This is a genomic window from Lelliottia sp., assembly GCF_045627565.1.
Taxonomy (GTDB): Bacteria; Pseudomonadota; Gammaproteobacteria; order Enterobacterales; family Enterobacteriaceae; genus Enterobacter.
Window position 1 is genome coordinate 243015 of the sequence record NZ_JAZQNX010000008.1, and the last position, 24229, is coordinate 267243.

The 24229-nt window shown below is 55.5% G+C and carries 21 protein-coding genes; 11 read left to right on the forward strand and 10 right to left on the reverse strand.

The window, feature by feature from the left end; translation table 11 throughout:
- Positions 1-285 precede the first annotated feature (285 nt).
- The gene (locus tag ACKI5T_RS06010) at positions 286-1359 is read left to right on the forward strand and encodes a LacI family DNA-binding transcriptional regulator (RefSeq protein ID WP_407436304.1); all 1074 of its coding nucleotides are present in this window, start codon (positions 286-288) and stop codon (positions 1357-1359) included.
- Here the strand turns inward: ACKI5T_RS06010 and ACKI5T_RS06015 are convergent.
- From ACKI5T_RS06015 to ACKI5T_RS06030, 4 genes are all read right to left on the reverse strand, one after another.
- Positions 1356-2618, reverse strand: coding sequence for a DUF1479 domain-containing protein (locus ACKI5T_RS06015; protein ID WP_407436306.1), 1263 nt, complete (start codon positions 2616-2618; stop codon positions 1356-1358). The genes ACKI5T_RS06010 and ACKI5T_RS06015 overlap by 4 nt on opposite strands.
- A gap of 149 nt (positions 2619-2767) precedes the next feature.
- Complete coding sequence (locus tag ACKI5T_RS06020; RefSeq protein ID WP_407436308.1) at positions 2768-3583, reverse strand: Cof-type HAD-IIB family hydrolase; 816 nt, start codon at positions 3581-3583, stop codon at positions 2768-2770.
- Between the two features lie 270 nt (positions 3584-3853).
- Complete coding sequence (locus ACKI5T_RS06025; protein ID WP_407436310.1) at positions 3854-6286, reverse strand: formate C-acetyltransferase/glycerol dehydratase family glycyl radical enzyme; 2433 nt, start codon at positions 6284-6286, stop codon at positions 3854-3856.
- Between the two features lie 4 nt (positions 6287-6290).
- Positions 6291-7190 carry a glycyl-radical enzyme activating protein gene (locus ACKI5T_RS06030; protein WP_407436312.1) on the reverse strand — a complete coding sequence of 300 codons (900 nt, stop codon included), beginning with the start codon at positions 7188-7190 and terminating at the stop codon, positions 6291-6293.
- A 126-nt stretch (positions 7191-7316) separates the two neighbouring features.
- On the opposite strand from ACKI5T_RS06030, the gene fsa reads away from it, so the two are divergent.
- Positions 7317-7979, forward strand: a complete 663-nt coding sequence (gene fsa / locus ACKI5T_RS06035) for a fructose-6-phosphate aldolase (RefSeq protein ID WP_407436314.1) — start codon at positions 7317-7319, stop codon at positions 7977-7979.
- Positions 7980-8245: 266 nt separating this feature from the next.
- On the opposite strand, the gene moeB is transcribed toward fsa, so the two are convergent.
- The gene (gene moeB / locus ACKI5T_RS06040; RefSeq protein ID WP_407436316.1) at positions 8246-9004 is read right to left on the reverse strand and encodes a molybdopterin-synthase adenylyltransferase MoeB; all 759 of its coding nucleotides are present in this window, start codon (positions 9002-9004) and stop codon (positions 8246-8248) included.
- 2 nt (positions 9005-9006) lie between these two features.
- Complete coding sequence (gene moeA, locus ACKI5T_RS06045) at positions 9007-10239, reverse strand: molybdopterin molybdotransferase MoeA (RefSeq protein WP_407436318.1); 1233 nt, start codon at positions 10237-10239, stop codon at positions 9007-9009.
- A 189-nt stretch (positions 10240-10428) separates the two neighbouring features.
- On the opposite strand from moeA, the gene iaaA reads away from it, so the two are divergent.
- From iaaA to ACKI5T_RS06080, 7 genes are all read left to right on the forward strand, one after another.
- On the forward strand, positions 10429-11367 hold the full coding sequence (gene iaaA / locus ACKI5T_RS06050; RefSeq protein WP_407436320.1) for a beta-aspartyl-peptidase: 939 nt from the start codon (positions 10429-10431) through the stop codon (positions 11365-11367).
- Positions 11368-11378: 11 nt separating this feature from the next.
- Entirely contained in the window at positions 11379-13250 is a 1872-nt protein-coding gene (gene gsiA / locus ACKI5T_RS06055; RefSeq protein WP_407436322.1) for a glutathione ABC transporter ATP-binding protein GsiA, read from the forward strand.
- 33 nt (positions 13251-13283) lie between these two features.
- Positions 13284-14822, forward strand: a complete 1539-nt coding sequence (gene gsiB, locus ACKI5T_RS06060) for a glutathione ABC transporter substrate-binding protein GsiB (RefSeq protein ID WP_407436325.1) — start codon at positions 13284-13286, stop codon at positions 14820-14822.
- A 48-nt stretch (positions 14823-14870) separates the two neighbouring features.
- Positions 14871-15791 (forward strand): glutathione ABC transporter permease GsiC, encoded by a 921-nt coding sequence (gene gsiC, locus ACKI5T_RS06065; RefSeq protein ID WP_041689351.1) that lies wholly within the window; start codon positions 14871-14873, stop codon positions 15789-15791.
- Positions 15792-16703: a glutathione ABC transporter permease GsiD gene (gsiD, locus tag ACKI5T_RS06070; RefSeq protein ID WP_407436327.1), complete on the forward strand. Its 912-nt coding sequence runs from the start codon at positions 15792-15794 to the stop codon at positions 16701-16703.
- A 162-nt stretch (positions 16704-16865) separates the two neighbouring features.
- On the forward strand, positions 16866-17249 hold the full coding sequence (bssR, locus tag ACKI5T_RS06075; protein ID WP_407436329.1) for a biofilm formation regulator BssR: 384 nt from the start codon (positions 16866-16868) through the stop codon (positions 17247-17249).
- Between the two features lie 107 nt (positions 17250-17356).
- On the forward strand, positions 17357-18475 hold the full coding sequence (locus tag ACKI5T_RS06080; RefSeq protein ID WP_407436331.1) for a PQQ-dependent sugar dehydrogenase: 1119 nt from the start codon (positions 17357-17359) through the stop codon (positions 18473-18475).
- Here the strand turns inward: ACKI5T_RS06080 and ACKI5T_RS06085 are convergent, their stop codons facing one another.
- Positions 18476-19102, reverse strand: coding sequence for a glutathione S-transferase family protein (locus ACKI5T_RS06085; RefSeq protein ID WP_407436333.1), 627 nt, complete (start codon positions 19100-19102; stop codon positions 18476-18478).
- 257 nt (positions 19103-19359) lie between these two features.
- Here ACKI5T_RS06085 and dacC point away from each other — a divergent pair, with 257 nt between their 5' ends.
- Positions 19360-20562, forward strand: a complete 1203-nt coding sequence (gene dacC, locus ACKI5T_RS06090) for a serine-type D-Ala-D-Ala carboxypeptidase (RefSeq protein WP_407436335.1) — start codon at positions 19360-19362, stop codon at positions 20560-20562.
- Positions 20563-20647: 85 nt separating this feature from the next.
- Here the strand turns inward: dacC and deoR are convergent, their stop codons facing one another.
- The 3 genes from deoR to ACKI5T_RS06105 all read right to left on the reverse strand — a co-directional run bounded on the left by deoR (position 20648) and on the right by ACKI5T_RS06105 (position 22816).
- The gene (deoR, locus tag ACKI5T_RS06095) at positions 20648-21406 is read right to left on the reverse strand and encodes a DNA-binding transcriptional repressor DeoR (protein ID WP_407436337.1); all 759 of its coding nucleotides are present in this window, start codon (positions 21404-21406) and stop codon (positions 20648-20650) included.
- 65 nt (positions 21407-21471) lie between these two features.
- Positions 21472-22080 carry an undecaprenyl-diphosphate phosphatase gene (ybjG, locus tag ACKI5T_RS06100; RefSeq protein WP_407436785.1) on the reverse strand — a complete coding sequence of 203 codons (609 nt, stop codon included), beginning with the start codon at positions 22078-22080 and terminating at the stop codon, positions 21472-21474.
- A gap of 7 nt (positions 22081-22087) precedes the next feature.
- Positions 22088-22816: a phosphatase PAP2 family protein gene (locus ACKI5T_RS06105; RefSeq protein ID WP_407436339.1), complete on the reverse strand. Its 729-nt coding sequence runs from the start codon at positions 22814-22816 to the stop codon at positions 22088-22090.
- 166 nt (positions 22817-22982) lie between these two features.
- Between ACKI5T_RS06105 and ACKI5T_RS06110 the strand changes: the two genes are divergently transcribed.
- A complete protein-coding gene (locus ACKI5T_RS06110) occupies positions 22983-24221 on the forward strand; it encodes an MFS transporter (RefSeq protein ID WP_407436341.1) in 1239 nt (412 codons plus the stop codon).
- The last annotated feature ends 8 nt before the right edge of the window (positions 24222-24229 follow it).

The window sequence follows — 24229 nt, forward strand, 5'->3', positions numbered from 1 at the left end:
CTCTCCACAAGACGGACGGTAGGGGGAAGGTACGTTTCGGTTGTCACACAGATTATTATGACGTTGAAAGTTATCTGTTTTTCACTTCAAGTTGATATGCAACTAGTATGGAAGTTGTGTGACAAGTTCACCTTATGGCAGAAAATGAGCGGGCAATAGTGGATTTTGTGCAAGCTTTCTCATAAGTGGCTTTCGTTTTTTGGCAAGATGCTATTAAAGCCTGTAGATATGGGAATTTCACACTATGAAAATTTTTTCATTTAGCAAATGGAGCGAGATCACAAAATGGATAAAAGGCTAAAAATCGCAGAAATTGCCAGCCGGACGCAGCTCTCGATCAGCACGGTTTCTCGTGTTTTGGCAGGGAAGGCAAACACCAGCGAAAAAGCCCGTCAGAAGGTGCTGGAATGCGCACGGGAACTGGGCGTCATGGATGGCATGGCTGCGGGGCGGTTACTGTTGAATAGCCTGGTGGTCTTCGCCCCGCAGCGTGCATTTGACGAGCGGTCCGACATCTTTTACTACCGCGTGATCCAAAGTGTGAGCAAAGGGCTCGCCTCTCATGAAGTCAGGCTTCGCTACTGCGCGCTGGAGGAGAACGACAGCGACGCGCAGCTCTTTCTCGCCCGTATGAACGAAACGGACACCCAGGCCGCTATATTACTGGGCATTGACGATCCCCATATTCACGATCTGGCCGTTGATATTGCCAAACCCTGCATGCTCATTAACTGTCGTGACAGTCGGATGCGCTTGCCTGCCGTCGCCCCCGATCACCGCGCCATTGGTGAACGGGCCGCGGAGTACCTGTTCGAAATGGGTCATCGGGAGATCATGAATGTACTGTGCCTGCGCCGGTATACCATGGAGCTGCGTCTGGCGGGCATCCGTGATAGCTGGCAGACGCACAATCTGAAATTTAACGATAAACGCGATCTGCTGGTGGTGCCCAGCTTCAGCGCTACAGAAACGGAACAGCAGGTCAGCGAATGGCTCAGCCGAACGCCGGCCAAAAACCTGCCAACGGCGTTTCTGGTGGGGGGCGATTTCATGGCGGCGGGCACCATTAGCGCGTTACAAAAGCATGGTCTGCGGGTGCCGCAGGATGTCTCGGTGATGAGCATCGACGGTTTTAATCTGGCAGCGATTCAGGATGTTCCGTTAACGGCGGTGCATGTTCCGCGCGATGAGCTGGGTACGGAAGCGGTGCATATGCTCCAGCAGCGTCTGATGCGCCCGGATGCGCCGGTGGGAACGTTGTTGCTAAACGGAACGCTGACGGTGCGGGAATCAGTACGGCGGATACGTCAGGGAAAACGACGCACCGCCGTAGCGCGGGAAGGGCTTTACGACGCTTAGACCATGCCGAGTGCGCGCTTGCCGTGGATATTCAGGTCGCTCACGGTAAAGCGGTCCTGCCAGGTTTTTTCGTAATCTTCACGCGGGAAATCGCCCGGCGATGCGCCCGTTTCCAGAGCCGCTTTGACTTTTTTCGCGTAGGCGAGATTTTTCTCGCACATCGGCGCGGCAGGGATGTACATCACGTTGCCCCAGCCTTGCTGATTCTCCACGGGTGCGACGGAGTGAATCACATCGCAATGCCACCACACCGAATCCCCCGCGTCGAGTGCCGGAATGCTGGTTAACGCTTCGATCAACAGCGGATGCCACTTCTCGGAAATCGGCAGTACGCGTCCCGGTGCCACGCCGCAAAGCTCGTCCTCCGGCACATCGTCGAGCAGCGGACGCAACAGAATATACGCCATCGCCTCTGGGATCGGCACGACGTGCAGCAAGCCCTGGTCTGGGATCATATCCGACAGCGCCGTCCAGCCCTGGAAGGTACGGAACACGGAGCACTTGGTGGTGTTATCCACGGTGTACTCTTCTACTTCCGTGCGATGCGCAGCATTCCAGGGATCGTATTGATCAAGATCCCCGTCAAACACCCGCGCAAAGACCTGCTGATAAGCCGGAAGCAGCCAGCGTTCCAGCGCCCCGGAATCGGTATGTGCGCCTAAACCTTTGGACGTTGTTCCTGGCGGACGCCGGCGGATGCGATCCGGATAAATCACGCTGACATCCGGGTTAAACCACTGTTTTCCGTTGCTCTCGAACGTCCACAAACGATTCAGGAACGATTGCACCTGCGCCATCTGTTCGCTCTGACGCGCCTGCATTTGCGCCTGCGACCAGTAAATCGGATAAATTTCCGGACGCGATGCGGTTAAGGAGCCAAAGAAGTTATCGCCTGGCCCTTTGTAGGCCTCGTCGAACTGGTTGAGATCGAGATAGTCGAGCATGGAATTATCCCACGCCAGCGCTTGCTCGCGCGGGAAATGACCTTTGATGACCGCACAACCCCGACGTTTCACCGCTTCACGCTGTACAGCCGATATCTGACCGTTCTTCACATCTTCAAAAGGGATGACCGGCCAGACGGATCCCCCTTTGCTTTTCAGTTCATTAATTTCCGCCACGCGAGTCGCAATTTTATCACTCAGCCGGTCGAAAACCGCCTGAACGTCACCGATCTGCGCGCGTAACTCGCGTTTCATCTGGCGAATTGCGGCTTTAGGGTCCGCAGGCAAAATTTCACTGGTAAACGTTAACGTCATAACCGCCTCGCATCTTTCATTCGAAAGTAAAATTATCTACAAGTGATACTTTAAGTTAAAAATTAGTTAATGCAAGTTTAAAAATTTGACGTGCGCCGCAGGATCGGAAAAGAGTGATGTGCCGGAGCTTGGCCCCGGCCAGAGGGGGATTACCCGTTGAATGGATCGGTATTGTCGAGCACGGCCTGGATGACGTTGAGCGCGCCCTGATGATTGTTATCGTCAGCACGAAAACGGCTGATGGATTTAATGCTTTCCGCTGCGTTACCCATCGCAAACGAATATTTCACCAGCTTGAGCATTTCGGCGTCGTTACCGCTGTCGCCAATGCCTACGCACTCCTGCGGGGAAATGCCCCAGCGTTTGAGCAGGCGGCTGATGCCATTGGCTTTATGCAGGCCAGGGATAATCAGATCGACAAAGCCAAAACCGCTGGTGACGGGCTTCATGATGCCGTCCAGCGACACATGCAGTTGGTCGATGAGATCCGGGATATCGCTATCCGGCAGGTTAAGTGAGAATTTGAACAGGACGTCGTCGATGTCCTGATAATCGCTGATACGCTTTAAGCGGTGATAGTGTTTTGACATCAGCGCCACAAACTCATCGGGCGCGTTATTGCTCACGTATGCGCTCTCTAATCCACAGGCGACGAAATTCAGCTGTTTATCTTTGAGCAATTCGCCGATCACGATTTGTGATTCGTGGCGGGTCAGTTCGCCGTGGAAAATCTGCTCGCCGTGATCGAACACCAGCGCGCCATTTTCAGCGACGAAAGAAATGTGTTCTTTCAGTTCCGGGAAGAACGAGATGAGCTGGTAATACTGGTTGCCGCTGGCGACAACAAATTCAATATCACGTGCCTTAAGCTGCTCGAATTGTGCCTGAAAGCGTTCACGATCGTACTGCTTGGCATCATCAAGGAAAGTTCCGTCCATATCGGTGACGATAACTTTAACGGTCATACATTGTTCTCCAGAATATTACTGCGACCAAGAAACATTCTAATAACAATGTGACCCGAACCACAAATCTATTTCATTCGAAACCAAAAGCAAAATGACAACCTTGTGTTGTCATTTTTAGTTTTTGCTCCCTCTCCCGTGGGAGAGGGGTGGGGTGAGGGCATCAAGCCGCAGCGGAGGTAAAGCAAAACGGCAACCCAGTTGCCGTTTTGAGTGTGTGCTCCCTCTCCCGTGGAAGAGGGTTGGGGTGAGGATATCAAGCCGCAAAGGTTAGAGCGTATGCTCCGTCCGGGCGATGATATCGTCCTGCGCGTCTGGCGACAGCGCGGTAAAGAACGCCGAATAACCCGCTACGCGCACCACCAGGTCACGATACTGATCCGGATGCCGTTTCGCTGCCTGCAGCGTTTCACGCGACACAATGTTGTACTGAATATGCCACCCTTTATGCACCTCAAAGAAGGTGCGCAGCAGGATCATCAGCTTCTGACGGTCAGAATCGTTCTCAAGCGTTGCCGGATTCAGCTTCTGGTTCAACAGCACGCCACCCAGAATCGCTTCCGTCGGCAGTTTACCCACGGAACCGATAACCGCGGTCGGACCGAGATGATCGGTGCCCGACGCCGGGCTTGCGCCTTCCGCCAGCGGGGTATGCGCTTTACGTCCATCCGGCGTTGCCATCGTGGCCGCACCAAACGGCACGTTTGCCGAAATAGACGACGTACCCGCGTAATAATTACCGCCGATCGGACCACGGCCGTAGCGCGGGTTGTGGTACTGCTTTAGCTCTTCGATATAGGTCTGGTACGCGCGTGCCAGCAGCAAATCAACGCTGTCGTCATCGTTGCCGTATTTCGGTGCGCCGTTGATTAAACGCTGGCGCAACTGCTCATGCGTCAGCCCTTCGTAATCATCCGCCAGCGCGGCTGCCAACTGCTGCTGACCGATCGTGCCCTGTTCAAAGACCAGCTTCTTCACCGCAGCCAGACTGTTGCCAAGGTTGGCGATACCGACCTGCAAACCCGACACCCAGTCGTATTTCGCGCCGCCTTCTTTAATACTTTTCGCGCGCTCAATGCAGTCGTCCACCAGCGACGAGCAGAGAATATCGGGGACGTTTTCTTCCAGCATGGTATCCACCACGTATTCAATCTCGATGGATTTGCGCGTGTAGTAGCGAATCTGGTTATCCCAGGATTCCATCACCTGTTCAAAATTATCGAAGTTACCGGCGGAAAGCGCTTTATCCTGAGGCAGGAAAACCTTGCCGCTGGTGGCATCACGACCGCCTTCCATCGCCGCCAGCATCACGCGGGCGAAGTTGATAAAGCTCATACCGGTGCAGCGATATCCCCATTTGCCGCCCACGGCGGTTTCGATACACCCGATCGCCGCATAGTCGTACGCATCTTCTTTTTCGACGCCGAGTTTGATGAACTCGGAAATCACGATTTCATCGTTATTAAACGCGGGCATCCCAAAGCCGCAGCGGATCACCTGCACGCAGGCGTCGAGGAAATCATTGCTCATACCGGCGTGGTAACGCACGCTGAGGTTTGGCTGGGTGGAGCGCAGGCGACCGCAGGATTCCAGAATCGCGTACGAGAGCGGGTTCACCGCGTCCATCGCTTCGCCATTGACCAGCTTTTGTCCGCCAATGGTGACGTTCTGATACAGCGGACTGCCCGCCGACGCTTTTGAGTGCGAACCGGAACGAATTTTGTTCACTTCCAGCAATTTCAGCCAGCAGCTGTGCAGCATTTCTATCGCGTGTTCGCGGTTGAGCGACTGATCCAACTCAACGTCGCGGCGGTAGAACGGATAGAGATATTGGTCCATACGGGCGAAGGAGACGGAGTGACCGTTGGATTCAATTTGCAGAATCAACTGGATGAAATAGCAAAGCTGAAGCGCCTGCCAGAAGGTTTTTGGCGGCTGATGGGCAATCACATCGCAGTTTTCCGCCATCGCCAGCAGCTCGTCGCGACGACTTTCGCGGATCTCGTTGCTCGCCATTTCACGCGCCAGACTGGCAAAACGTTGGATATGCAGGCTCACGGCGTCCAGCACGATATCAATTGCTTTCAGGAACTGATCGCCGTGCAGATCGTCCAGTACGGTCAGGTTAATGCGAGTACGGCGCTCGGCCACTTTGGCACGCATCCCGTCGAGGCCTTTTTCCAGCAGCAGCGGGAAATTCACCGCCAGATGGGCGTCGCCAGAGGTCATATTGCCTTCGGCTTTGATAATCCCGGTTTCCAGAAGCCCTTTTTGCTCGTCAGTAAACATGCCGTAACAGCGATCCTGCACCGTCTGGCCGCGCCACCACGGGCAAATATCATGCAGAACGCGTTTATTCTCTTCGCTAACGGCAAAGCCCGCGCCCGGACGGTCGGCCAGGTCGTCGATCTCTTTTTCAATCCACGACACGGTATATTCCGGGAAAATCGGCGCGGCGCGGACTTCGCTTGCCTGGTTGCCGATGATCAGCTCGTCGTGTTTGATCCAGATGGTGCGCTTCGCCAGATGATGCGCCAGCGCCAGCGCGCGACGCACCGGGATAGGTTTGTCCATGTGCTGCTGGTACATTTCGGTGTAATGCTGCGCGCGTTCGGTACAGACGGGCGGCTTAACGATATGCACCAGAGCGGTTTTATGCGCCTTAATACGATCGGTCAGGGTGTTCAGATTCAGCTGTGTCATAACATTATCCTCGTAAGGTCGCGGTTAACCCATTCTGGGCAGCAAACGCCAGGGCAAAGTCCAGTAACGCCGGGTTATCGAGCGGTTTATCAGGGGCAGAGTAGGGTTGGCCGAGCAGGGTATATTTGTTCATGCCAAGGGTGTGGTAGGGCAGAAAATGGATCTCGCGGACGTTGAGTTTATCCGCAGCAAAACGGGTAATGGCTTTGATGGACGCTTCATCTGCGTTAAAACCGGGAATCAGCGGGACGCGAATCGTGATTTTTTTGCCCGCTGCCGCAAGGCGTTTCAGGTTTTCCAGAACGCGCTTAGCCGAGCCGCCAGCCCATTGTTTAAATACCTCGCCATCGACATGTTTCAGGTCGGCGAGAAACAGGTCAACATACGGCAGCGAGGGCTCGATAGCGTGCCACGGGACATGCAGACAGGTTTCGACGGCGGTATGTATGCCTTGTTCGTGGCTGGCTTTGAACAGCGAGAGGGCCAGATCCGGGTTCATAAATGGTTCGCCGCCGGAGAGCGTGAGACCGCCGCCGCTGCGATCGTAAAAAGGTTTATCGCGCAGTATGGTGGCCATAATATCGGCGACCTGTTGATCCTCACCGCATATGGTCATCGCTTGCGTAGGGCAACAATCGGTGAGGGCGTCGAGCGTTGCGTCGTCGAGTTTTTCGCGATGAATAATCAGTCCATTCAGCGCACGCTCGATAATCCCTGGCGCCGCCTGCTGGCAAAGGTCACAGCCATCCAGGCACAGGCGGGCATCAAACAGGACGTCTCGGGTACGAGAACGGCTCTCCGGGTTTTGACACCAGCGGCAGCTCAGTGAGCAGCCTTTCAGGAACACCACGGTACGAATACCGGGGCCGTCATGAGTTGAGTAGCGCTGAATATTGAAAATCATAATGTCGCCTCTTGTTGCGTATGAAGATTAAATAACTTTCGAATGAAAGTTATTTTGATGTGTGTCAACTCTGCGGCGGGTTTTTACGTGGTAGTGTTAGGGCAGGCTAATTTTGAGGGTTTGATCATGGAACTTTATCTCGATACTTCTGACGTTGCCGCAGTCAAAAAACTGGCGCGTATTTTCCCGCTGGCGGGTGTAACCACTAACCCCAGTATTGTGGCGGCGGGTAAAAAGCCGCTGGACGTGCTGTTGCCGGAGCTGCGTGACGCGCTCGGGGGTAAAGGCCGGTTGTTCGCGCAGGTGATGGCAACCTCGGCAGAAGCGATGGTCGAAGATGCGCGAAAATTACGCGCCATCATTAACGATCTGGTGGTCAAAGTGCCCGTCACGGCAGAAGGGCTGGCCGCCATTAAAATGCTGAAAGCCGAAGGGATCCCAACGCTGGGAACGGCGGTGTACGGCGCTGCACAGGGCATGCTGTCGGCGCTGGCGGGTGCGGAATATGTTGCGCCGTATGTGAACCGCCTGGATGCACAGGGCGGTGACGGTATTCAAACGGTGGTGGAATTACAGCAACTGCTGACGCTGCATGCCCCACAGGCAAAAGTGCTGGCTGCGAGTTTTAAAACGCCGCGTCAGGCGCTGGACTGTTTGCTGGCGGGCTGCGAGGCCATCACTTTGCCGCTGGACGTGGCGCAGCAGTTTATTAGCGCTCCTGCGGTGGATGCTGCTGTGGCAAAGTTTGAGCAGGACTGGCAGGACGCGTTTGGCCGGATGTCTATTTGATTGTGCAGCCTGATGCCCTCACCCCGATCCTCTCCCACAGGGAGAGGGAGAAAGGCGACGGCAGAGAAAATAGGGCATCGGACAGTTCCCTCTTCCACAGGGAGAGGGAGAAAGGCGACAGCAGAGAAAATAGGGCATCGGACAGTTCCCTCTTCCACGGGGAGGGGGAGAAAGGTGCCAGTAGAGAAAATAGAGTATCGGGCAGTTCCCTCTCCCTCCGGGAGAGGGGTAGGGTGAGGGGAAACAGGCGCACACAACAATCCGCGTTACTGTTCCCCCCCGCACACCTCGCATCCCGGATGGCGCATCAGTTTCATCTCACGGAACTGACAAGTCATCGCGTCATACATCACGATTTTCCCCGCCGCTGGTGTTCCGTAATGCGTCAGCACTTTAATTGCTTCCATCGCCTGCAATGACCCGATCACGCCGACCAGCGGAGCCATTACGCCCGCCTCGACGCAGGTCAGCGCATTCTCGCCAAACAGACGGCTCAGACAGCGATAGCACGGCTCGCCGTCGGCGTAAGTAAATACGCTGATCTGGCCCTCCATACGAATCGCCGCGCCGGAAACCAGCGGAGTTTTATGGGTAAAACAGCCCGCGTTGAGCTGATTGCGAATCGTGACGTTATCGGTGCAATCAAGCACCAGGTCGTGCTGCGCGATGTGCGCGAACAGCGCGGTGTCATCGAGCAACGCGTCAATCAACGTGAACTGAACGTGAGGATTAATACGTGCCAGCGCGGTGTGCGCGGAGGCGACTTTCGGCTCACCAACCGTTGCATCGCTGTGCAGCGTCTGGCGCTGCAAATTGGATACCGACACGGTGTCGAAATCCAGCAACGTCATATGCCCGACGCCCGCTGCGGCCAGATATTGCGCCGCAGCACAGCCCAAACCACCCAAACCAACCACTAACACGCGGGCGGCTTTGAGCGCTTCCTGACCGTCAAAATCAAAACCACGCAGGACGATCTGGCGGTTGTAGCGCAGCATCTCCTGGTCGCTCAGTTCAACCGTCATGCTCAGCCTCCGAACAGGTGGTTAAAGGCTTCGACCTCAACCCATTCACCGGCTTCGACGTTCCCGCGCTCGCGCTCAAGGACGATAAAGCAGTTGCCCTGGCTGAAGGAGCTGAAAATATGTGAACCCTGATGGCCGGTGGTGCTCACTTCCAAATCGCCCTCGGCGTTTCGCGCCAAAATCCCGCGCTGGAAATCAAGACGCCCCGGTGATTTCTTCAGGCGCGTAGCGGCCCGTACGCGCTGGCGCACAGGCAGACCCTGCGCCGTATTCCCGGACAATTTCGCCAGCAGCGGCTGCACCAGCTGATAAAACGTCAGCGCCGCCGACACCGGATTACCCGGTAGGCCGCAGAACCAACTGTGTTCAAGTTTACCGAAAGCGAACGGTTTTCCGGGTTTAATCGCCAGTTTCCAGAAGCCGATTTCACCCAGCTCATCGAGCATGGTTTTGGTGTAATCCGCTTCGCCAACGGATACGCCGCCAGAACTTATCACCACATCTGCGGATGTGTCCGCTTCGATAAATGCGGCGCGCAGTTTTTCCGGATCGTCAGGGATAATACCGAGGTTAATGACCTCGCAGCCCAGCTGTTCAAGCATCAGATGCACGGCCAGACGGTTGGTGTCGTAAATTTGCCCCTCTTTAAGCGGCTGACCCGGCAGCTGCAGCTCATCTCCCGTCGAGAACAGGGCAACGCGCACGTTGCGCACCACGTCGATTTCCGCAATACCCAGCGACGCAAGGACTGGCAGTTCGGCGGCCGTCAGCTGTTTCCCGGCGGCAAACACAGCCGCGCCCAGCGTGATATCTTCTCCGGCGCGGCGGATGTTCTGGTTCGGTTTAACGATGGCGGTAAACCGCACGCCGTCGTCGGTTTGCTCGGTCTCTTCCTGCATCACCACCGCGTCGCAACCCGCTGGCACCGGGGCACCCGTCATAATGCGAATACAGGTTCCCTGCGGCCATTCGCCCTGGAAAGGCTGGCCCGCGAAGGCTTTTCCGGCGACCGGCAATACATTTCCCGCCTGAATGTCTGCAAGACGCACCGCATAACCGTCCATCGCGGAGTTATCAAATCCCGGCACGTTCAGCGGAGAGACGATATCGCTCGCCGTCACGCGACCAAAACAGCGCAATAAAGGTAGCGTTTCGTGCTCTTTCAGCGGCGAAATCTGGTCGAGCATCTGCGTGAGTGCCGTCTCAAGCGGCATCAGTCCGGCGGTAAAATCCATGGGTCACTCCTGCGGGATTGCAACGAAAGCGGGCATTATGGCAGAAAAGTGCCGCTAACTGTATGACTCCGATGGTGTACGCTTTACATCACAGTTGCGTCTTTCTATATTCAAAAATCATCTGAAGCTCCGGCCACGATAATGATATTTATAGAAAAAGCAGCGCCTTTACGCTGATGGGTGATTGATATGGTGAGTGCGGTTATCGCAATACACGGCGGAGCAGGGGCAATTACCCGATCAAAGCTGAGTCCTGAGCAGGAAAAACGCTACGTCAATGCGCTGTCTGCGATTGTCGAAACCGGTCAGCAAATGCTGGAGGCGGGAGCCAGCGCGCTGGACGTGGTCACCGAAGCAGTGCGTCTTCTGGAGGAGTGTCCGCTGTTTAATGCGGGCATTGGCGCGGTGTTTACGCGCGACGAAACGCACGAGCTGGATGCTTGCGTGATGGACGGCAACACGCTAAAAGCAGGGGCTGTTGCGGGCGTTAGCCATCTGCGCAACCCGATTCTGGCGGCGCGTCTGGTGATGGAGCAAAGCCCACATGTGCTGCTGATTGGTGCCGGAGCAGAAAAATTTGCCGCTGAGCACGGAATGGAAACGGTTCAACCTGACATTTTCTCCACACCTGAGCGTTATCAGCAATTACTGGACGCGCGCACGGCGGGGATCACCCAGTTGGATCATTCGGCCCCACTGGATGAGAGCACCAAAATGGGGACGGTTGGCGCGGTAGCGCTCGATAAAGAGGGCAACCTGGCGGCGGCGACGTCCACCGGCGGCATGACCAACAAATTACCCGGTCGGGTAGGGGACAGCCCATTACCTGGCGCGGGATGCTACGCCAATAATGCCAACGTGGCGGTCTCGTGCACCGGCACGGGGGAAGTGTTTATCCGCACGCTCGCCGCCTACGATATTGCGGCGTTAATGGATTACGGTAATTTAAGCCTCGCAGAGGCCTGCGAGCGCGTGGTGATGGAAAAATTGCCTGCGCTGGGCGGGAGCGGCGGGCTTATCGCTGTCGATCGCGAAGGCAACGTTGCGTTGCCGTTCAACAGTGAAGGCATGTATCGCGCCTGGGGTTATGCAGGCGATGCACCAACAACGGGAATTTATCGTGAATAAGGGGGTTATGGGTGCCGCAACGTAACGATCTGGACAGCCAGCAGGTACTGGCGGTTCACAACCTGAACATCGCGTTTCAGGAAGAGCGGCGGCCCGTACCGGCGGTAAAGCATCTCTCGTTTTCACTCAAACGGGGAGAGACGCTGGCGATTGTCGGCGAATCCGGCTCCGGTAAATCGGTGACGGCGCTGTCGCTCATGCGCTTGCTGGAACAATCTGGCGCTACTGTCGAGTGTGACAGCATGCTGCTGCGCAAGCGCAGCCAGAAAGTGGTGAGCCTGATGGACATGAGTCAGTCGCAAATGCAGAGCGTGCGCGGCGCGGACATGGCGATGATATTCCAGGAACCGATGACGTCGCTCAATCCGGTGTTTCCGGTGGGCGAGCAAATTGCCGAGTCGATCCGCTTACATCAGGGTTTAAACCGGGAAGATGCGCTGGCAGAAGCCAAACGCATGCTGGAACAGGTCCGCATTCCGGAGGCGCAGACGATCCTTTCGCGCTATCCGCATCAGCTCTCCGGCGGGATGCGCCAGCGGGTGATGATTGCGATGGCGCTGTCATGCCGTCCGGCGGTGCTGATTGCCGATGAACCGACCACCGCGCTGGACGTCACGATTCAGGCGCAGATTTTGCAGCTCATTAAAGTGCTGCAACAGGATATGGACATGGGGGTGATTTTTATCACTCACGATATGGGCGTGGTGGCGGATATCGCCGACCGGGTGCTGGTGATGTATCAGGGCGAAGCGGTGGAGACGGGTAGCGTCGAGCAGATTTTTCATACGCCACAGCACCCCTATACCAAAGCGCTGCTGGCGGCAGTTCCGCGTCTGGGGGCGATGAACGGCAGCGATTTACCGCGTCGTTTCCCACTGATCTCCATGAACGATCCGCAGCATCAGGAAGCCGAAACGGAGCAAGATACGGTGGTGGCGGGCGAGCCGATTTTACAGGTCCGCGACTTAGTGACGCGCTTCCCGCTGCGTGGCGGCATTCTGAACCGCGTGAAGCGTGAAGTGCATGCGGTCGAAAACGTCAGCTTTGATTTGTGGCCCGGCGAAACGCTCGCGCTGGTGGGCGAGTCGGGCTGCGGCAAATCCACCACCGGACGCGCGTTGCTGCGGTTGGTTGAGTCGCAGGAAGGCAGCATTATCTTTAACGGCGAGCGCATTGACACGCTGTCGGCGAGCCAGCTGCAACCGCTGCGGCGTGATATTCAGTTTATTTTTCAGGACCCGTATGCGTCGCTCGATCCGCGCCAGACGGTGGGGTACTCGATTATGGAGCCGCTGCGGGTGCACGGTTTGCTGCAAGGCGAAGAGGCCCAGCGTCGCGTGTCGTGGTTGCTGGAACGCGTAGGGCTTAAACCGGAGCATGCCTGGCGTTATCCGCACGAATTTTCTGGCGGTCAGCGGCAACGCATTTGTATTGCCCGCGCGCTGGCGCTGAACCCGAAAGTGGTGATCGCGGATGAGTCCGTGTCTGCGCTGGACGTCTCAATCCGGGCGCAAATCATCAACTTACTGCTCGATTTGCAGCGTGACTTGGGCATTGCCTTTTTGTTTATTTCGCACGATATGGCAGTAGTGGAGCGCATCAGCCATCGCGTGGCGGTGATGTACATGGGGCAAATTGTTGAAATTGGTCCACGTCGCGCGGTGTTTGAAAATCCACAGCATCCTTACACCCGTAAGCTGATAGCGGCCGTACCGGTCGCCGATCCGGCGCATCGCCACGGCCAGCGCGTACTGCTCCAGGATGAAATGCCGGGCAATATTCGTAAACGTGGTGAGCGCGCCGAACGGGTTGAATTACGCGAGGTTGGCCCCGGCCATTTCGTCGCACCTCCGCGTCAGAACAATGCGTTTTCGCGTTTATAACGTTTGACAGACAGGGAACAACAGGAGAATAAAATGACAAAATTTGTTGCTCGACCATGGCTGTTAGCCGCGAGTGTCACGGCGGCGCTGGCGGCAAGCCCTGCCTTTGCTGCCAAAGATGTGGTCGTGGCGGTGGCATCAAACTTCACCACACTCGATCCGTATGACGCCAACGACACGCTGTCGCAGGCGGTGGCGAAGTCGTTCTATCAGGGACTGTTTGGCCTTGATAAAGAGATGAAGCTGAAAAACGTGCTGGCGGAGAGCTATACCGTCTCTGATGATGGCCTGGTGTACACCCTCAAACTGCGCAGCGGTGTGAAGTTCCAGGATGGGACCGACTTTAACGCGGAAGCGGTCAAAGTGAATCTGGATCGCGCCAGCAACAAGGAGAACAGCCTCAAGCGCTATAACCTGTACAAGAATATCGCCAGCACCGAGGCCGTCGATCCCACGACCGTTAAAATCACCTTAAAAGAGCCGTTCTCGGCGTTTATCAATATTCTGGCGCACCCGGCGACGGCGATGATTTCGCCAGATGCGCTGAAAAAATACGGCAAAGAGATTGGTTTCCACCCGGTCGGAACTGGCCCGTATGAGCTGGTCACCTGGAACCAAACCGATTTCGTGAAGGTGAAGAAATTCGCTGGGTACTGGCAGAAAGGGCTGCCAAAGCTGGACTCCATCACCTGGCGTCCGGTGGTGGATAACAACACCCGCGCGGCGATGCTGCAAACCGGCGAAGCACAGTTTGCCTTCCCGATCCCTTACGAGCAGGCGGGGATTCTGCAAAAAAACAGCAAGCTGGAGCTGGTCGCTAGCCCGTCGATCATGCAGCGTTATATCAGCATGAACGTCACGCAAAAGCCGTTTGATAACCCAAAAGTGCGTGAGGCAATCAACTACGCGATTAACCGTCAGGCGCTGGTGAAAGTGGCCTTTGCGGGTTACGCGACGCCAGCCACCGGCGTCGTGCCGCCGTCGATTCAGTACGCCGAAACCTACACGCCGTGGCCTTACGATCCGGCAAAAGCGCGCGAGCTGCTAAAAGAGGCCGGATTCCCGAACGGCTTCAGCACCACGCTATGGTCGTCGCACAACCACAGCACCGCGCAGAAAGTATTGCAGTTCACCCAACAGCAGCTGGCGCAGGTGGGTATTAAAGCGCAGTTAACCGCGATGGATGCGGGGCAGCGTGCCGCAGAAGTAGAAGGCAAAAGCCAGAAAGAGAGCGGTGTGAGAATGTTCTACACCGGCTGGTCAGCCTCAACGGGCGAAGCAGACTGGGCGCTGTCGCCGCTGTTTGCTTCGCAGAACTGGCCGCCAACGCTGTTTAACACCGCGTTTTACAGCAATCCGCAGGTGGATAAAGATCTGGCTGACGCCCTGAAAACCACTAAACCGGAAGAGAAAGCGCGGCTGTATAAAGACGCGCAGGATACTATCTGGAAAGAGTCGCCGTGGATCCCGCTGGTGGTGGAAAAACTGGTTTCCGCGCATAACAAAGCGCTGACGGGTTTCTACATTATGCCGGATACGGGCTTTAGCTTTGACGAAGCGGATTTGAAATAACAGAACTCATTCCCGCAGGCGACGGCTTGCGGGATGAGAGGGAAAGGCATGCTGAATTACGTTATTAAACGCCTGCTGGGGCTGATTCCAACGCTACTGATCGTGGCGGTGCTGGTGTTTTTGTTTGTCCATATGCTGCCGGGCGATCCGGCGCGATTAATTGCCGGGCCAGAGGCGGATGCAACGGTCATTGAGATGGTGCGTAAGCAGCTGGGTCTCGATCAACCGCTGTATGTCCAGTTCTGGCATTACATCACCAACGTTTTACAGGGCGATTTCGGCACGTCGATGGTGTCGCGTCGTCCGGTGTCCGAAGAAATTGCCAGCCGCTTTATGCCGACGTTTTGGCTCACCATCGCCAGTATGTTGTGGGCCATGGTGTTTGGTCTTGCGGCGGGGATTATCGCTGCCGTCTGGCGCAACCGCTGGCCGGATAAACTCGGTATGGCGCTGGCCGTGACGGGGATTTCATTCCCGGCGTTCGCGCTGGGCATGCTGTTGATGCAGATCTTCTCGGTGGAACTGGGCTGGTTGCCCACGGTGGGGGCGGATACCTGGAAGCACTACATTCTGCCGTCGATCACGCTGGGCGCTGCCGTGTCCGCCGTGATGGCGCGCTTTACGCGCGCCTCGTTCGTGGATGTGCTGAGTGAAGATTATATGCGGACCGCGCGCGCCAAAGGCGTGAGCGAAAAGTGGGTCATCCTCAAGCATGGTCTGCGTAATGCGATGATCCCGGTGGTCACGATGATGGGCCTGCAGTTTGGCTTTTTGCTGGGCGGCTCGATTGTGGTCGAGAAGGTGTTTAACTGGCCGGGGCTGGGTCGCTTACTGGTCGATTCGGTCGACATGCGCGACTATCCGGTGATTCAGGCGGAAGTCCTGCTGTTTTCACTGGAGTTTATTCTTATCAATTTAGTGGTGGATGTGCTGTACGCCGCCATTAATCCGGCAATCAGGTACAAGTAAATGAGATTGTTGCACTGGCGCCGTCAGGCCATGTTAAACGCGATGCCGGGGATAAAACCGGACCATATCCGCACGCCGTGGCTCGAATTCTGGCGGCGATTTCGCCATCAACCCGTGGCGATGACCGCAGGGCTGTTCGTTTTGCTGTTGATCGTCGTGGCGATTCTGGCGCCCTGGATAACTCCGTTTGATGCGGAAAATTATTTTGATTACGACCGCCTGAACGATGGCCCGTCAATGATGCACTGGTTTGGCGTGGATTCGCTTGGGCGCGATATCTTCAGCCGCGTGCTGGTGGGGGCGCAGATTTCGCTGGCCGCAGGTGTTTTCGCTGTGCTGATTGGCGCAGCGATAGGCACGGTGCTGGGGCTGCTGGCAGGGTATTACGAAGGCTGGTGGGATCGCATTATCATGCGTATCTGCGATGTGCTGTTTGCCTTTCCCGGCATTTTGCTGGCGATTGCGGTGGTGGCGATTATGGGCAACGGCATGGCCAACGTGATAATCGCCGTGGCGGTGTTTTCCATCCCGGCGTTTGCCCGTCTGGTGCGCGGCAATACGCTGGTCCTCAAGCAGCAGACGTTTATCGAGTCGGCGCGAAGCATCGGCGCCAGCGACGCGACCATCCTGTTCAACCACATTTTGCCCGGCACCGTGTCATCCATTGTGGTCTATTTCACGATGCGCATCGGCGTGTCAATTATCTCGGCGGCGAGTCTGTCGTTCTTAGGATTGGGCGCACAACCGCCGACGCCAGAGTGGGGCGCGATGCTGAACGAAGCGAGGGCCGATATGGTGATTGCGCCGCACGTCGCGCTCTTCCCGAGCATGGCCATTTTCCTGACGGTGCTGGCGTTTAACCTGCTGGGCGACGGACTGCGCGATGCGCTGGACCCCAGAATCAAAGGCTAAGCGCGGGGATGATTTCCCCTGTTTCAGAAAAAGCATTAGCACGCAAGTGTTAACATTGTAAAAGATGTAAAATAGTTGCCATTTATTGATCTCAGGCAGTGATCTGTACAAAAAATAAACATATGCTTTCTGTGCACAATGGCTGATTAGGGAGGAAATAGCATGTCCGTTGACAGACTGAAACGCGATCTGCTGAACAAGCTGATCAATGCCCGAATTGACCTTGCAGCTTATCTGCAGTTAAGGGTGGCAAAAGGGTATATGTCAGTCAGCGAAAGCGACCATTTGCGCGAAAATTGTTTTGAACTGAGCGCCTACATGCGTCAACACGCGCCGATCCTGAAGGATCATTATGATGCGAATGAACAACTCGTTCTGCGTCGCGCGGCAGATGCGCTTTCTAAAGCCGCCGTCTGTTTGATGACCGGGCACCATGATTGCCCAACGTTTGTAGCCGTTAGCGCAGATAAGCTTGAAAACTGCCTGACAACACTCACTCTCTGCATTACGTGCCTGAAAGAGCACACTCCGCTCCAACAGCACTAAGCCACGGGGGAGGTAACTCCCCCTTCTGATTAAGCTTTTGTAAAAACGCTAACGCGCCCGTGCGATCTGGCTAGTCTTTATGCCATACGTCGAAAAAGGAGTGCGTTATGCGTCGATCCTCGCTTATTTCTTTATCTGTCTTATTAATTTCCACGTCGGTAATAGCGGCTCCCACAGCGGTTAAGGTCGATGTTCTCCAGACTAAACTGGATCACCCCTGGTCTCTGGCCTTTTTGCCCGATAATCAGGGCATGTTGATCACTCTGAAAGGCGGACAGCTTAAACACTGGCAGGCGGGTAAAGGGCTATCCGATCCGATTGTGGGCATTCCAAAAGTGTGGGACAGCGGGCAGGGTGGGCTTTTCGACGTGGTTCTCGCACCCGATTTTGAACAATCACGCCGCATCTGGCTGAGCTACGCCGAAGTCGGGAATGACGGTAAAGCGGGCACGGCGGTGGGATATGGCCGTCTTAGCGATGACCTGTCGCGCATCGAAGCGTTCCAGGTGGTGTTCCGCCAGATGCCAAAACTGTCCACCGGCAACCACTTCGGCGGGCGATTAGTCTTTGATGGTAAGGGCTATCTGTTTATCGGACTGGGTGAAAACAACCAGCGTCCGACCGCGCAGGATCTGGATAAACTGCAGGGTAAAGTGGTGCGTCTGACCGACCAGGGTAAAGTGCCTGCCGACAACCCGTTTGTCGATAAAGCCGGTGCGCGTCCCGAAATCTGGTCCTACGGCATTCGCAATCCGCAGGGGATGGCGATGAATCCCTGGAGCGATACGCTGTGGCTGAATGAACACGGTCCGCGCGGTGGCGATGAAATTAATATCCCGGAAAAAGGCAAAAATTACGGCTGGCCGCTGGCGACACACGGCATCAACTACAGCGGCCTGAAGATCCCTGAAGCGACAGGCGAGCACCACGACGGCACCGAGCCGCCACTGTTTGTCTGGAAAAAATCGCCGGCAGTCAGTGGGATGGCGTTCTACAACAGCGACGTATTCCCGCAGTGGAAAAACAAGCTGTTTATCGGCGCGTTGAAAGAGAAAGACGTGATTGTGCTGAGCGTGAACGGCGATAAGGTGACGGAAGACGGCAGGATTCTGGGCGATAAAGACTCCCGTATCCGCGATGTCCGCGTCGGGCCAGATGGATATTTATACGTGCTGACAGATGAATCAGACGGGCAACTGTGGAAAGTCAGCCCGTCTAAACAGTGATTAGCTGACGGGGATCATCACCACATTCTGGTACGCCGGGCGCTCGCTGAGTTGTTTCAGCCAGCGCTCAAGATTCGGACGTGGTGCCCAGGTCAAGCCAATCTGGGTCAGGTTCCAGACGAACGGCGCCACCGCAATATCACCCACGCCGAAGTTTTCCCCGGAGAACCACGGTTTGTCGGCCAGTTCGGCATCCATCATCGCGAATAGCGTTTCGCAGGTGTCTTGCGCCGCGTGGATGGCGGGATAATCGCGGTCGGGTTCAGCGGTTCTCACCAGCCCCATTAGGATCACGCGGTGGGCAGGAGAGAGCGTTTGGTTCGCCCAATCCATCCATTTTTCACCCTGAGCACGTTGCGCGGGGGCGTCGACCCACAGGCGATTCTGACCGTACTGCGCCGCCAGATAACGCACAATCGCATTGGATTCCCACAGCGTTAAATCCGTTTCATCGTCACGTAACAGCGGCACCAGGCCGTTCGGATTCATTGCCAGATAGTCGGCGTCTTTATTCACGCCGAACTGCAAACCTGCCATCACCAGGTTAAACGGTAAATCCAGCTCTTCCAGCGTCCAGAGGACTTTCTTGACGTTGGTGGAATTATTCCTGCCCCACAGCGTAATCATACTGACTCCTGAAATCATCAAACCATCGGTTTTGTGAATGAAACCTAACGAATTCCATGGTGAGATAAACCCAACAATTTCGCAACAGGTGACAAAAAAATCGTCTCTATCAAAGCGTATCTGAATGTTATTGCGTAAACTTTAAAAACTTTACCTCGTTTAGGTTTCTTTGAACGCATTTGTGCGCTATTACTCATCGCTTCTTGCGACACGGTGATGTGACGTGATTTTTAGAATGGACACTCGGGTGGGCATGTATGACGCAACTAACTTCTTCTCTGCGCGGCCTGGCAGCTGGCTCCGCGCTACTTTTCCTGTTCTCTCCAACACTTTATGCAGCTGAACAAGCCGCGCCTGAAGCGCCTCCGGTTGACGCGCGCGCCTGGATTTTGATGGATTACGCCAGCGGCAAAGTGCTGGCGGAAGGCAACGCGGACGAACAGCTCGATCCGGCGAGTCTGACCAAAATTATGACCAGCTATGTGGTGGGTCAAGCGCTGAAAGCAGGCAAAATCAAACTTGACGATATGGTCACCATCGGCAAAGACGCCTGGGCCACCGGTAACCCGGCGCTGCGTGGATCGTCCGTTATGTTCCTGAAACCGGGTGATCAGGTGTCTGTTTCCGACCTGAATAAAGGCGTAATCATTCAGTCAGGCAATGACGCCTGTATCGCGCTGGCCGATTATGTGGCGGGCAGTCAGGATTCGTTCATTGGTTTGATGAATGGTTACGCGCAAAGACTGGGCTTGACCAAAACCACGTTCAAAACCGTTCACGGTCTGGATGCGCCTGGGCAATTCAGCACCGCGCGTGATATGGCGTTGCTCGGCAGGGCGCTGATTCACGATGTGCCAGAAGAGTACGCCATCCATAAAGAAAAAGAGTTTACCTTCAACAAGATTCGTCAGCCGAACCGTAACCGCCTGTTGTGGAGCAGCAACGTGAATGTGGACGGGATGAAAACCGGCACCACGGCGGGCGCGGGTTATAACCTTGTGGCCTCGGCAACGCAGGGCGATATGCGCCTGATCTCCGTTGTGCTGGGGACCAAAACGGATCGTATCCGCTTCAACGAATCAGAAAAACTGCTGACCTGGGGCTTCCGCTTCTTCGAAACCGTCACGCCGATCAAACCGGATGCGACGTTTATCAGCCAGCGCGTGTGGTTTGGTGATAAGAGCGAAGTTAATCTGGGGGCGGGTGAAGCCGGTTCAGTGACCATTCCGCGCGGACAGCTGAAAAACCTGAAAGCCAGCTATACGTTGACCGACCCGCAGCTCACGGCGCCGCTGAAAAAGGGCCAGGTAGTCGGGACAATCGACTTCCAGCTTAACGGCAAATCCATCGAGCAGCGTCCGCTGATTGTGATGCAAGCGGTGGACGAGGGCGGCTTTATTAGCCGGATGTGGGATTTCGTCCTGATGAAATTCCACCAGTGGTTCGGGAGCTGGTTCTAGGTAAAAGCAAACGGCAACCTTTGGGTTGCCGTTTTGGTGTTTACTCGCTTTCCCCGTGGGAGAGGGCTGCGGTGAGGGCATCAGCCTAGTACATCAGCTTAATTTGATGCTCTTTTGCATGAGCGACCAGTTCGTCATCCGGGCGACAATCACTCACAATCGCATCAAAACGTGACAGTTCACCCATTCTAGCCGAACGCACTTTCCCGAACTTACTGTGATCCACCACCAGCACATGATATTGCGCGGCGTTCATCGCCCAATGCTTCACCGTCAGCTCTTCGAGATTAAAACAGGTCGCCCCCTGGCGCGCGCTCACGCCCGCCGCTGAATAAAAGGCGATATCCGGGCACAGGTTGCTAAGGGTGTCTTGCAGATTCAGCGGCTTGAAAATCGCGTTGCTGGCGTGGAATTCCCCACCGCAGAGAATCACCCGGCACTCGGGCTTTTCCTGTAAGGCCAGAAAAGTGTTCAGTGAATAACAGACGCCGGTAAACGGCAGTTCGCTGTCGATGGCTTCGATAATCCAGGGCGTGGTAGTACCACAATCAAAAAACAGGGTTTGATGCGGCTGGACTAACGACGCTGCCTGACGCGCGGCTTTGCGTTTTTCTTCAACCAGACGGGTTTTTTGATCGCTTATCAGATAATGACTACCGCTGCGGGGTTCGAGAACGATATACCCACCCAGCAGCACCACAGGGGCACTTTCGCTGTTCAGATCGCGACGAATAGTCATCTCAGAGACGCCAAGCAACGTCGCGGCTTCTTTGAGATGCAGCTTATCGCTGCGCTTCAGCGCCTGCAGTAGCTGGGCAATGCGGTCATCGCGTCGTGTTTCCATAGGTCCTCAGGATCAAAAGTGAACCCCGCAACGCGGGGGCTCAAGTGTAACCTGTCGCACCGGGATTAGTCACGTATCCAGCCTTTGCGGATAGGAAAGGCAAAGCAGATGCGGTAGACCTGCTGGAGCCCGCGATACAGCTGCTGACCAAACAGATTCCACAGGATTTGCGCACTCAGGCAGCCAATCATGCCGACCAGCAGACCGCCGAGCATATCGAGCGGCCAGTGAACGCCCAGATAGACGCGCGACCAGGCAATAGCTATCGCGATGCCCATCATGACAACGCCAGACCAGACGCGATGCCAGAACAGGAAAGCCAGCGCGAAGGTGAAGATCACCGTGCCGTGATCGCTCGGGAAGGAGTCATCCGCCGAATGATGCAGGAAATTGGAGCCGATATGGTCGACAAACGGACGATCGTGCGGGAACAGATGCCCCAGCATCCACGAGGCCGTCATGCTGACAGCGAGCGCCATGGCGACTTTAATCACCAGTTGGCGCTGCGCGCTAACCTGTTTACGCGGCCCCCACAGCCAGAGGATCACCACCAGTGCCGGGACAATGTTAATCAGATCTTTGGCGATAAATTTGGCGAAGACGATACTCCACTCTGGCGATGCCGGGGTGGCATTAATCAGATAAAACAGTCCTAAATTGAGATTCTCTAGCATTCCATCATCACTCTTTTGCAAACCAGGCAGAAACAAGGCCATAGGCCAAAACCTGAGAAAACCACACCCACCAACCTGCCCACAGGTTGTGAGAGAAAAAATGCGCGCCGCGCATCACCTGGCCATAACCCATCAACAGCCCAAAGATGATGCCGAGTGCGACAAAGCCCCAGGCCAGACGTGGACGCTCACGCCAGAACGCAAAAAACAGCCCCATCACCATAAAACCGCTGGACGCGTGCCCGCCGGGGAAACAACGGCCGGGGCCGCTATCAACCGGCGTGCTGCCGAACAGGGGATACGAAACCGCCTTTCCGCCGTATTCCACCAGATCCCACGGGCAACTGTGATGGCTCATGCTTTTCAGGACACCAACCACCAGCGTGCCGAGCCCCATCAATAACGCACCGGTTACCAGCGGCGCGTTACGACGATAAGCGCCGTAAATCAGCGCGACGGCAGCCAACGCAATGGCGATGTACTTTGCCAGTCGGTGATTGAGTAAATCGAGCAAGGGGTTCTGTTGCAGCGGAAAACGGTGCGTTGCCGCGTCAAACCAAAAGCCCGTTATCCAGCGGTCCAGCATTTCGTCGTGCGAAAGCCAGGTAAACAGCACCGCCAGAACGCCTAGCACGAAAAGCTGATAACCATAAAAGCGTGCCGGCAAACGGTAAAGCGGTTTTGTCTTAGTTGTCTGTGACTTAGATAATTCTGATGCGACAGGTAATAGGGCCATGATGACATTCGATGACGAGAAATAGGGCTATCATAGGGAGGGCAACTTAAGGAAACCTTAAACGACAGCGATATGTGCTTTATTTCTGTTTATCTTCAATAATTCACTATCTCGACACCGGCCAATTCATTAAAATCATCGCGATTTTTCATCATAAAGAGACCGCATGTTAAACCGTTCTTCTTCTTCTTCCGGTCATCGTCTGGGTCGCCAGGCGTTACTGTTCCCGCTGTGTCTGGTGCTTTACGAATTCTCGACCTATATCGCTAACGATATGATCCAGCCCGGTATGCTGACGGTCGTCGCGCAATACAACGCCGGGATCGAGTGGGTACCCACATCCATGACCGCCTATCTGGCGGGAGGCATGTTTTTGCAGTGGTTGCTCGGACCGCTGTCGGACCGTATTGGCCGCCGTCCGGTGATGCTGACGGGCGTGGTGTGGTTTATCGTCACCTGCCTCGCCATTTTGCTGGCGCAAACGATCGAACAATTCATGGTGCTGCGCTTTTTGCAGGGCGTGAGCCTGTGCTTTATCGGTGCCGTGGGGTATGCCGCCATTCAGGAGTCGTTCGAAGAGGCGGTATGCATCAAAATTACCGCGCTGATGGCGAACGTAGCGCTGATAGCGCCACTGCTCGGCCCGCTGGTGGGCGCGGCCTGGGTACACGTGGCACCGTGGGAAGGGATGTTCATCCTTTTCGCTCTGCTAGCGGCGATCTCCTACTTCGGGCTGCATCGCGCAATGCCAGAAACCGCGACCCGACTCGGCGAAAAATTGTCGCTCAAAGAGTTAGGACGCGATTACAAAGAAGTGCTGAAAAACGTCCGCTTCGTGGCGGGCGCTCTGGCAACCGGATTTGTCAGCCTGCCGCTGCTGGCGTGGATTGCGCAGTCGCCGGTGATTATTATCAGCGGCGAGAAACTCAGCAGCTATGAATATGGCCTGTTGCAGGTGCCGATTTTTGGCGCACTGATTATCGGTAACCTGGTGCTTGCGCGTCTGACGTCACGCCGCTCCGTGCGCTCGCTGATCATTCTGGGCGGCTGGCCGATTGCAGGCGGTTTGATTCTTGCTGCCGTCGCGACAGTGGCTTCTTCGCATGCTTATTTGTGGATGACCGCTGGCCTGAGCATTTACGCGTTTGGGATTGGTCTTGCCAACGCAGGCCTTGTGCGCCTGACGCTGTTTGCCAGCGAGATGAGTAAAGGAACGGTGTCGGCCGCGATGGGCATGCTGCAAATGTTGATTTTTACCGTCGGTATCGAAGTTAGTAAACATGCTTACATCATCGGCGGTAACGGCCTGTTCAGCCTGTTTAATCTGGCGAATGGCGTGCTGTGGGTAGGGCTGATGGTGATATTCCTGAAAAATAAACGCGTCGGCAACGCGTTACAACCGTAACAGTATGA

Bases quoted from the DNA above. Each gene is read 5' to 3' on its own strand.
- ACKI5T_RS06010 (WP_407436304.1), top strand. From the start codon at position 286: ATGGATAAAAGGCTAAAAATCGCAGAAATTGCCAGCCGGACGCAGCTC.
- ACKI5T_RS06015 (WP_407436306.1), bottom strand. From the start codon at position 2,618: ATGACGTTAACGTTTACCAGTGAAATTTTGCCTGCGGACCCTAAAGCC.
- ACKI5T_RS06020 (WP_407436308.1), bottom strand. From the start codon at position 3,583: ATGACCGTTAAAGTTATCGTCACCGATATGGACGGAACTTTCCTTGAT.
- ACKI5T_RS06025 (WP_407436310.1), bottom strand. From the start codon at position 6,286: ATGACACAGCTGAATCTGAACACCCTGACCGATCGTATTAAGGCGCAT.
- ACKI5T_RS06030 (WP_407436312.1), bottom strand. From the start codon at position 7,190: ATGATTTTCAATATTCAGCGCTACTCAACTCATGACGGCCCCGGTATT.
- fsa (WP_407436314.1), top strand. From the start codon at position 7,317: ATGGAACTTTATCTCGATACTTCTGACGTTGCCGCAGTCAAAAAACTG.
- moeB (WP_407436316.1), bottom strand. From the start codon at position 9,004: ATGACGGTTGAACTGAGCGACCAGGAGATGCTGCGCTACAACCGCCAG.
- moeA (WP_407436318.1), bottom strand. From the start codon at position 10,239: ATGGATTTTACCGCCGGACTGATGCCGCTTGAGACGGCACTCACGCAG.
- iaaA (WP_407436320.1), top strand. From the start codon at position 10,429: ATGGTGAGTGCGGTTATCGCAATACACGGCGGAGCAGGGGCAATTACC.
- gsiB (WP_407436325.1), top strand. From the start codon at position 13,284: ATGACAAAATTTGTTGCTCGACCATGGCTGTTAGCCGCGAGTGTCACG.
- gsiC (WP_041689351.1), top strand. From the start codon at position 14,871: ATGCTGAATTACGTTATTAAACGCCTGCTGGGGCTGATTCCAACGCTA.
- gsiD (WP_407436327.1), top strand. From the start codon at position 15,792: ATGAGATTGTTGCACTGGCGCCGTCAGGCCATGTTAAACGCGATGCCG.
- bssR (WP_407436329.1), top strand. From the start codon at position 16,866: ATGTCCGTTGACAGACTGAAACGCGATCTGCTGAACAAGCTGATCAAT.
- ACKI5T_RS06080 (WP_407436331.1), top strand. From the start codon at position 17,357: ATGCGTCGATCCTCGCTTATTTCTTTATCTGTCTTATTAATTTCCACG.
- ACKI5T_RS06085 (WP_407436333.1), bottom strand. From the start codon at position 19,102: ATGATTACGCTGTGGGGCAGGAATAATTCCACCAACGTCAAGAAAGTC.
- dacC (WP_407436335.1), top strand. From the start codon at position 19,360: ATGACGCAACTAACTTCTTCTCTGCGCGGCCTGGCAGCTGGCTCCGCG.
- deoR (WP_407436337.1), bottom strand. From the start codon at position 21,406: ATGGAAACACGACGCGATGACCGCATTGCCCAGCTACTGCAGGCGCTG.
- ybjG (WP_407436785.1), bottom strand. From the start codon at position 22,080: ATGCTAGAGAATCTCAATTTAGGACTGTTTTATCTGATTAATGCCACC.
- ACKI5T_RS06105 (WP_407436339.1), bottom strand. From the start codon at position 22,816: ATGGCCCTATTACCTGTCGCATCAGAATTATCTAAGTCACAGACAACT.
- ACKI5T_RS06110 (WP_407436341.1), top strand. From the start codon at position 22,983: ATGTTAAACCGTTCTTCTTCTTCTTCCGGTCATCGTCTGGGTCGCCAG.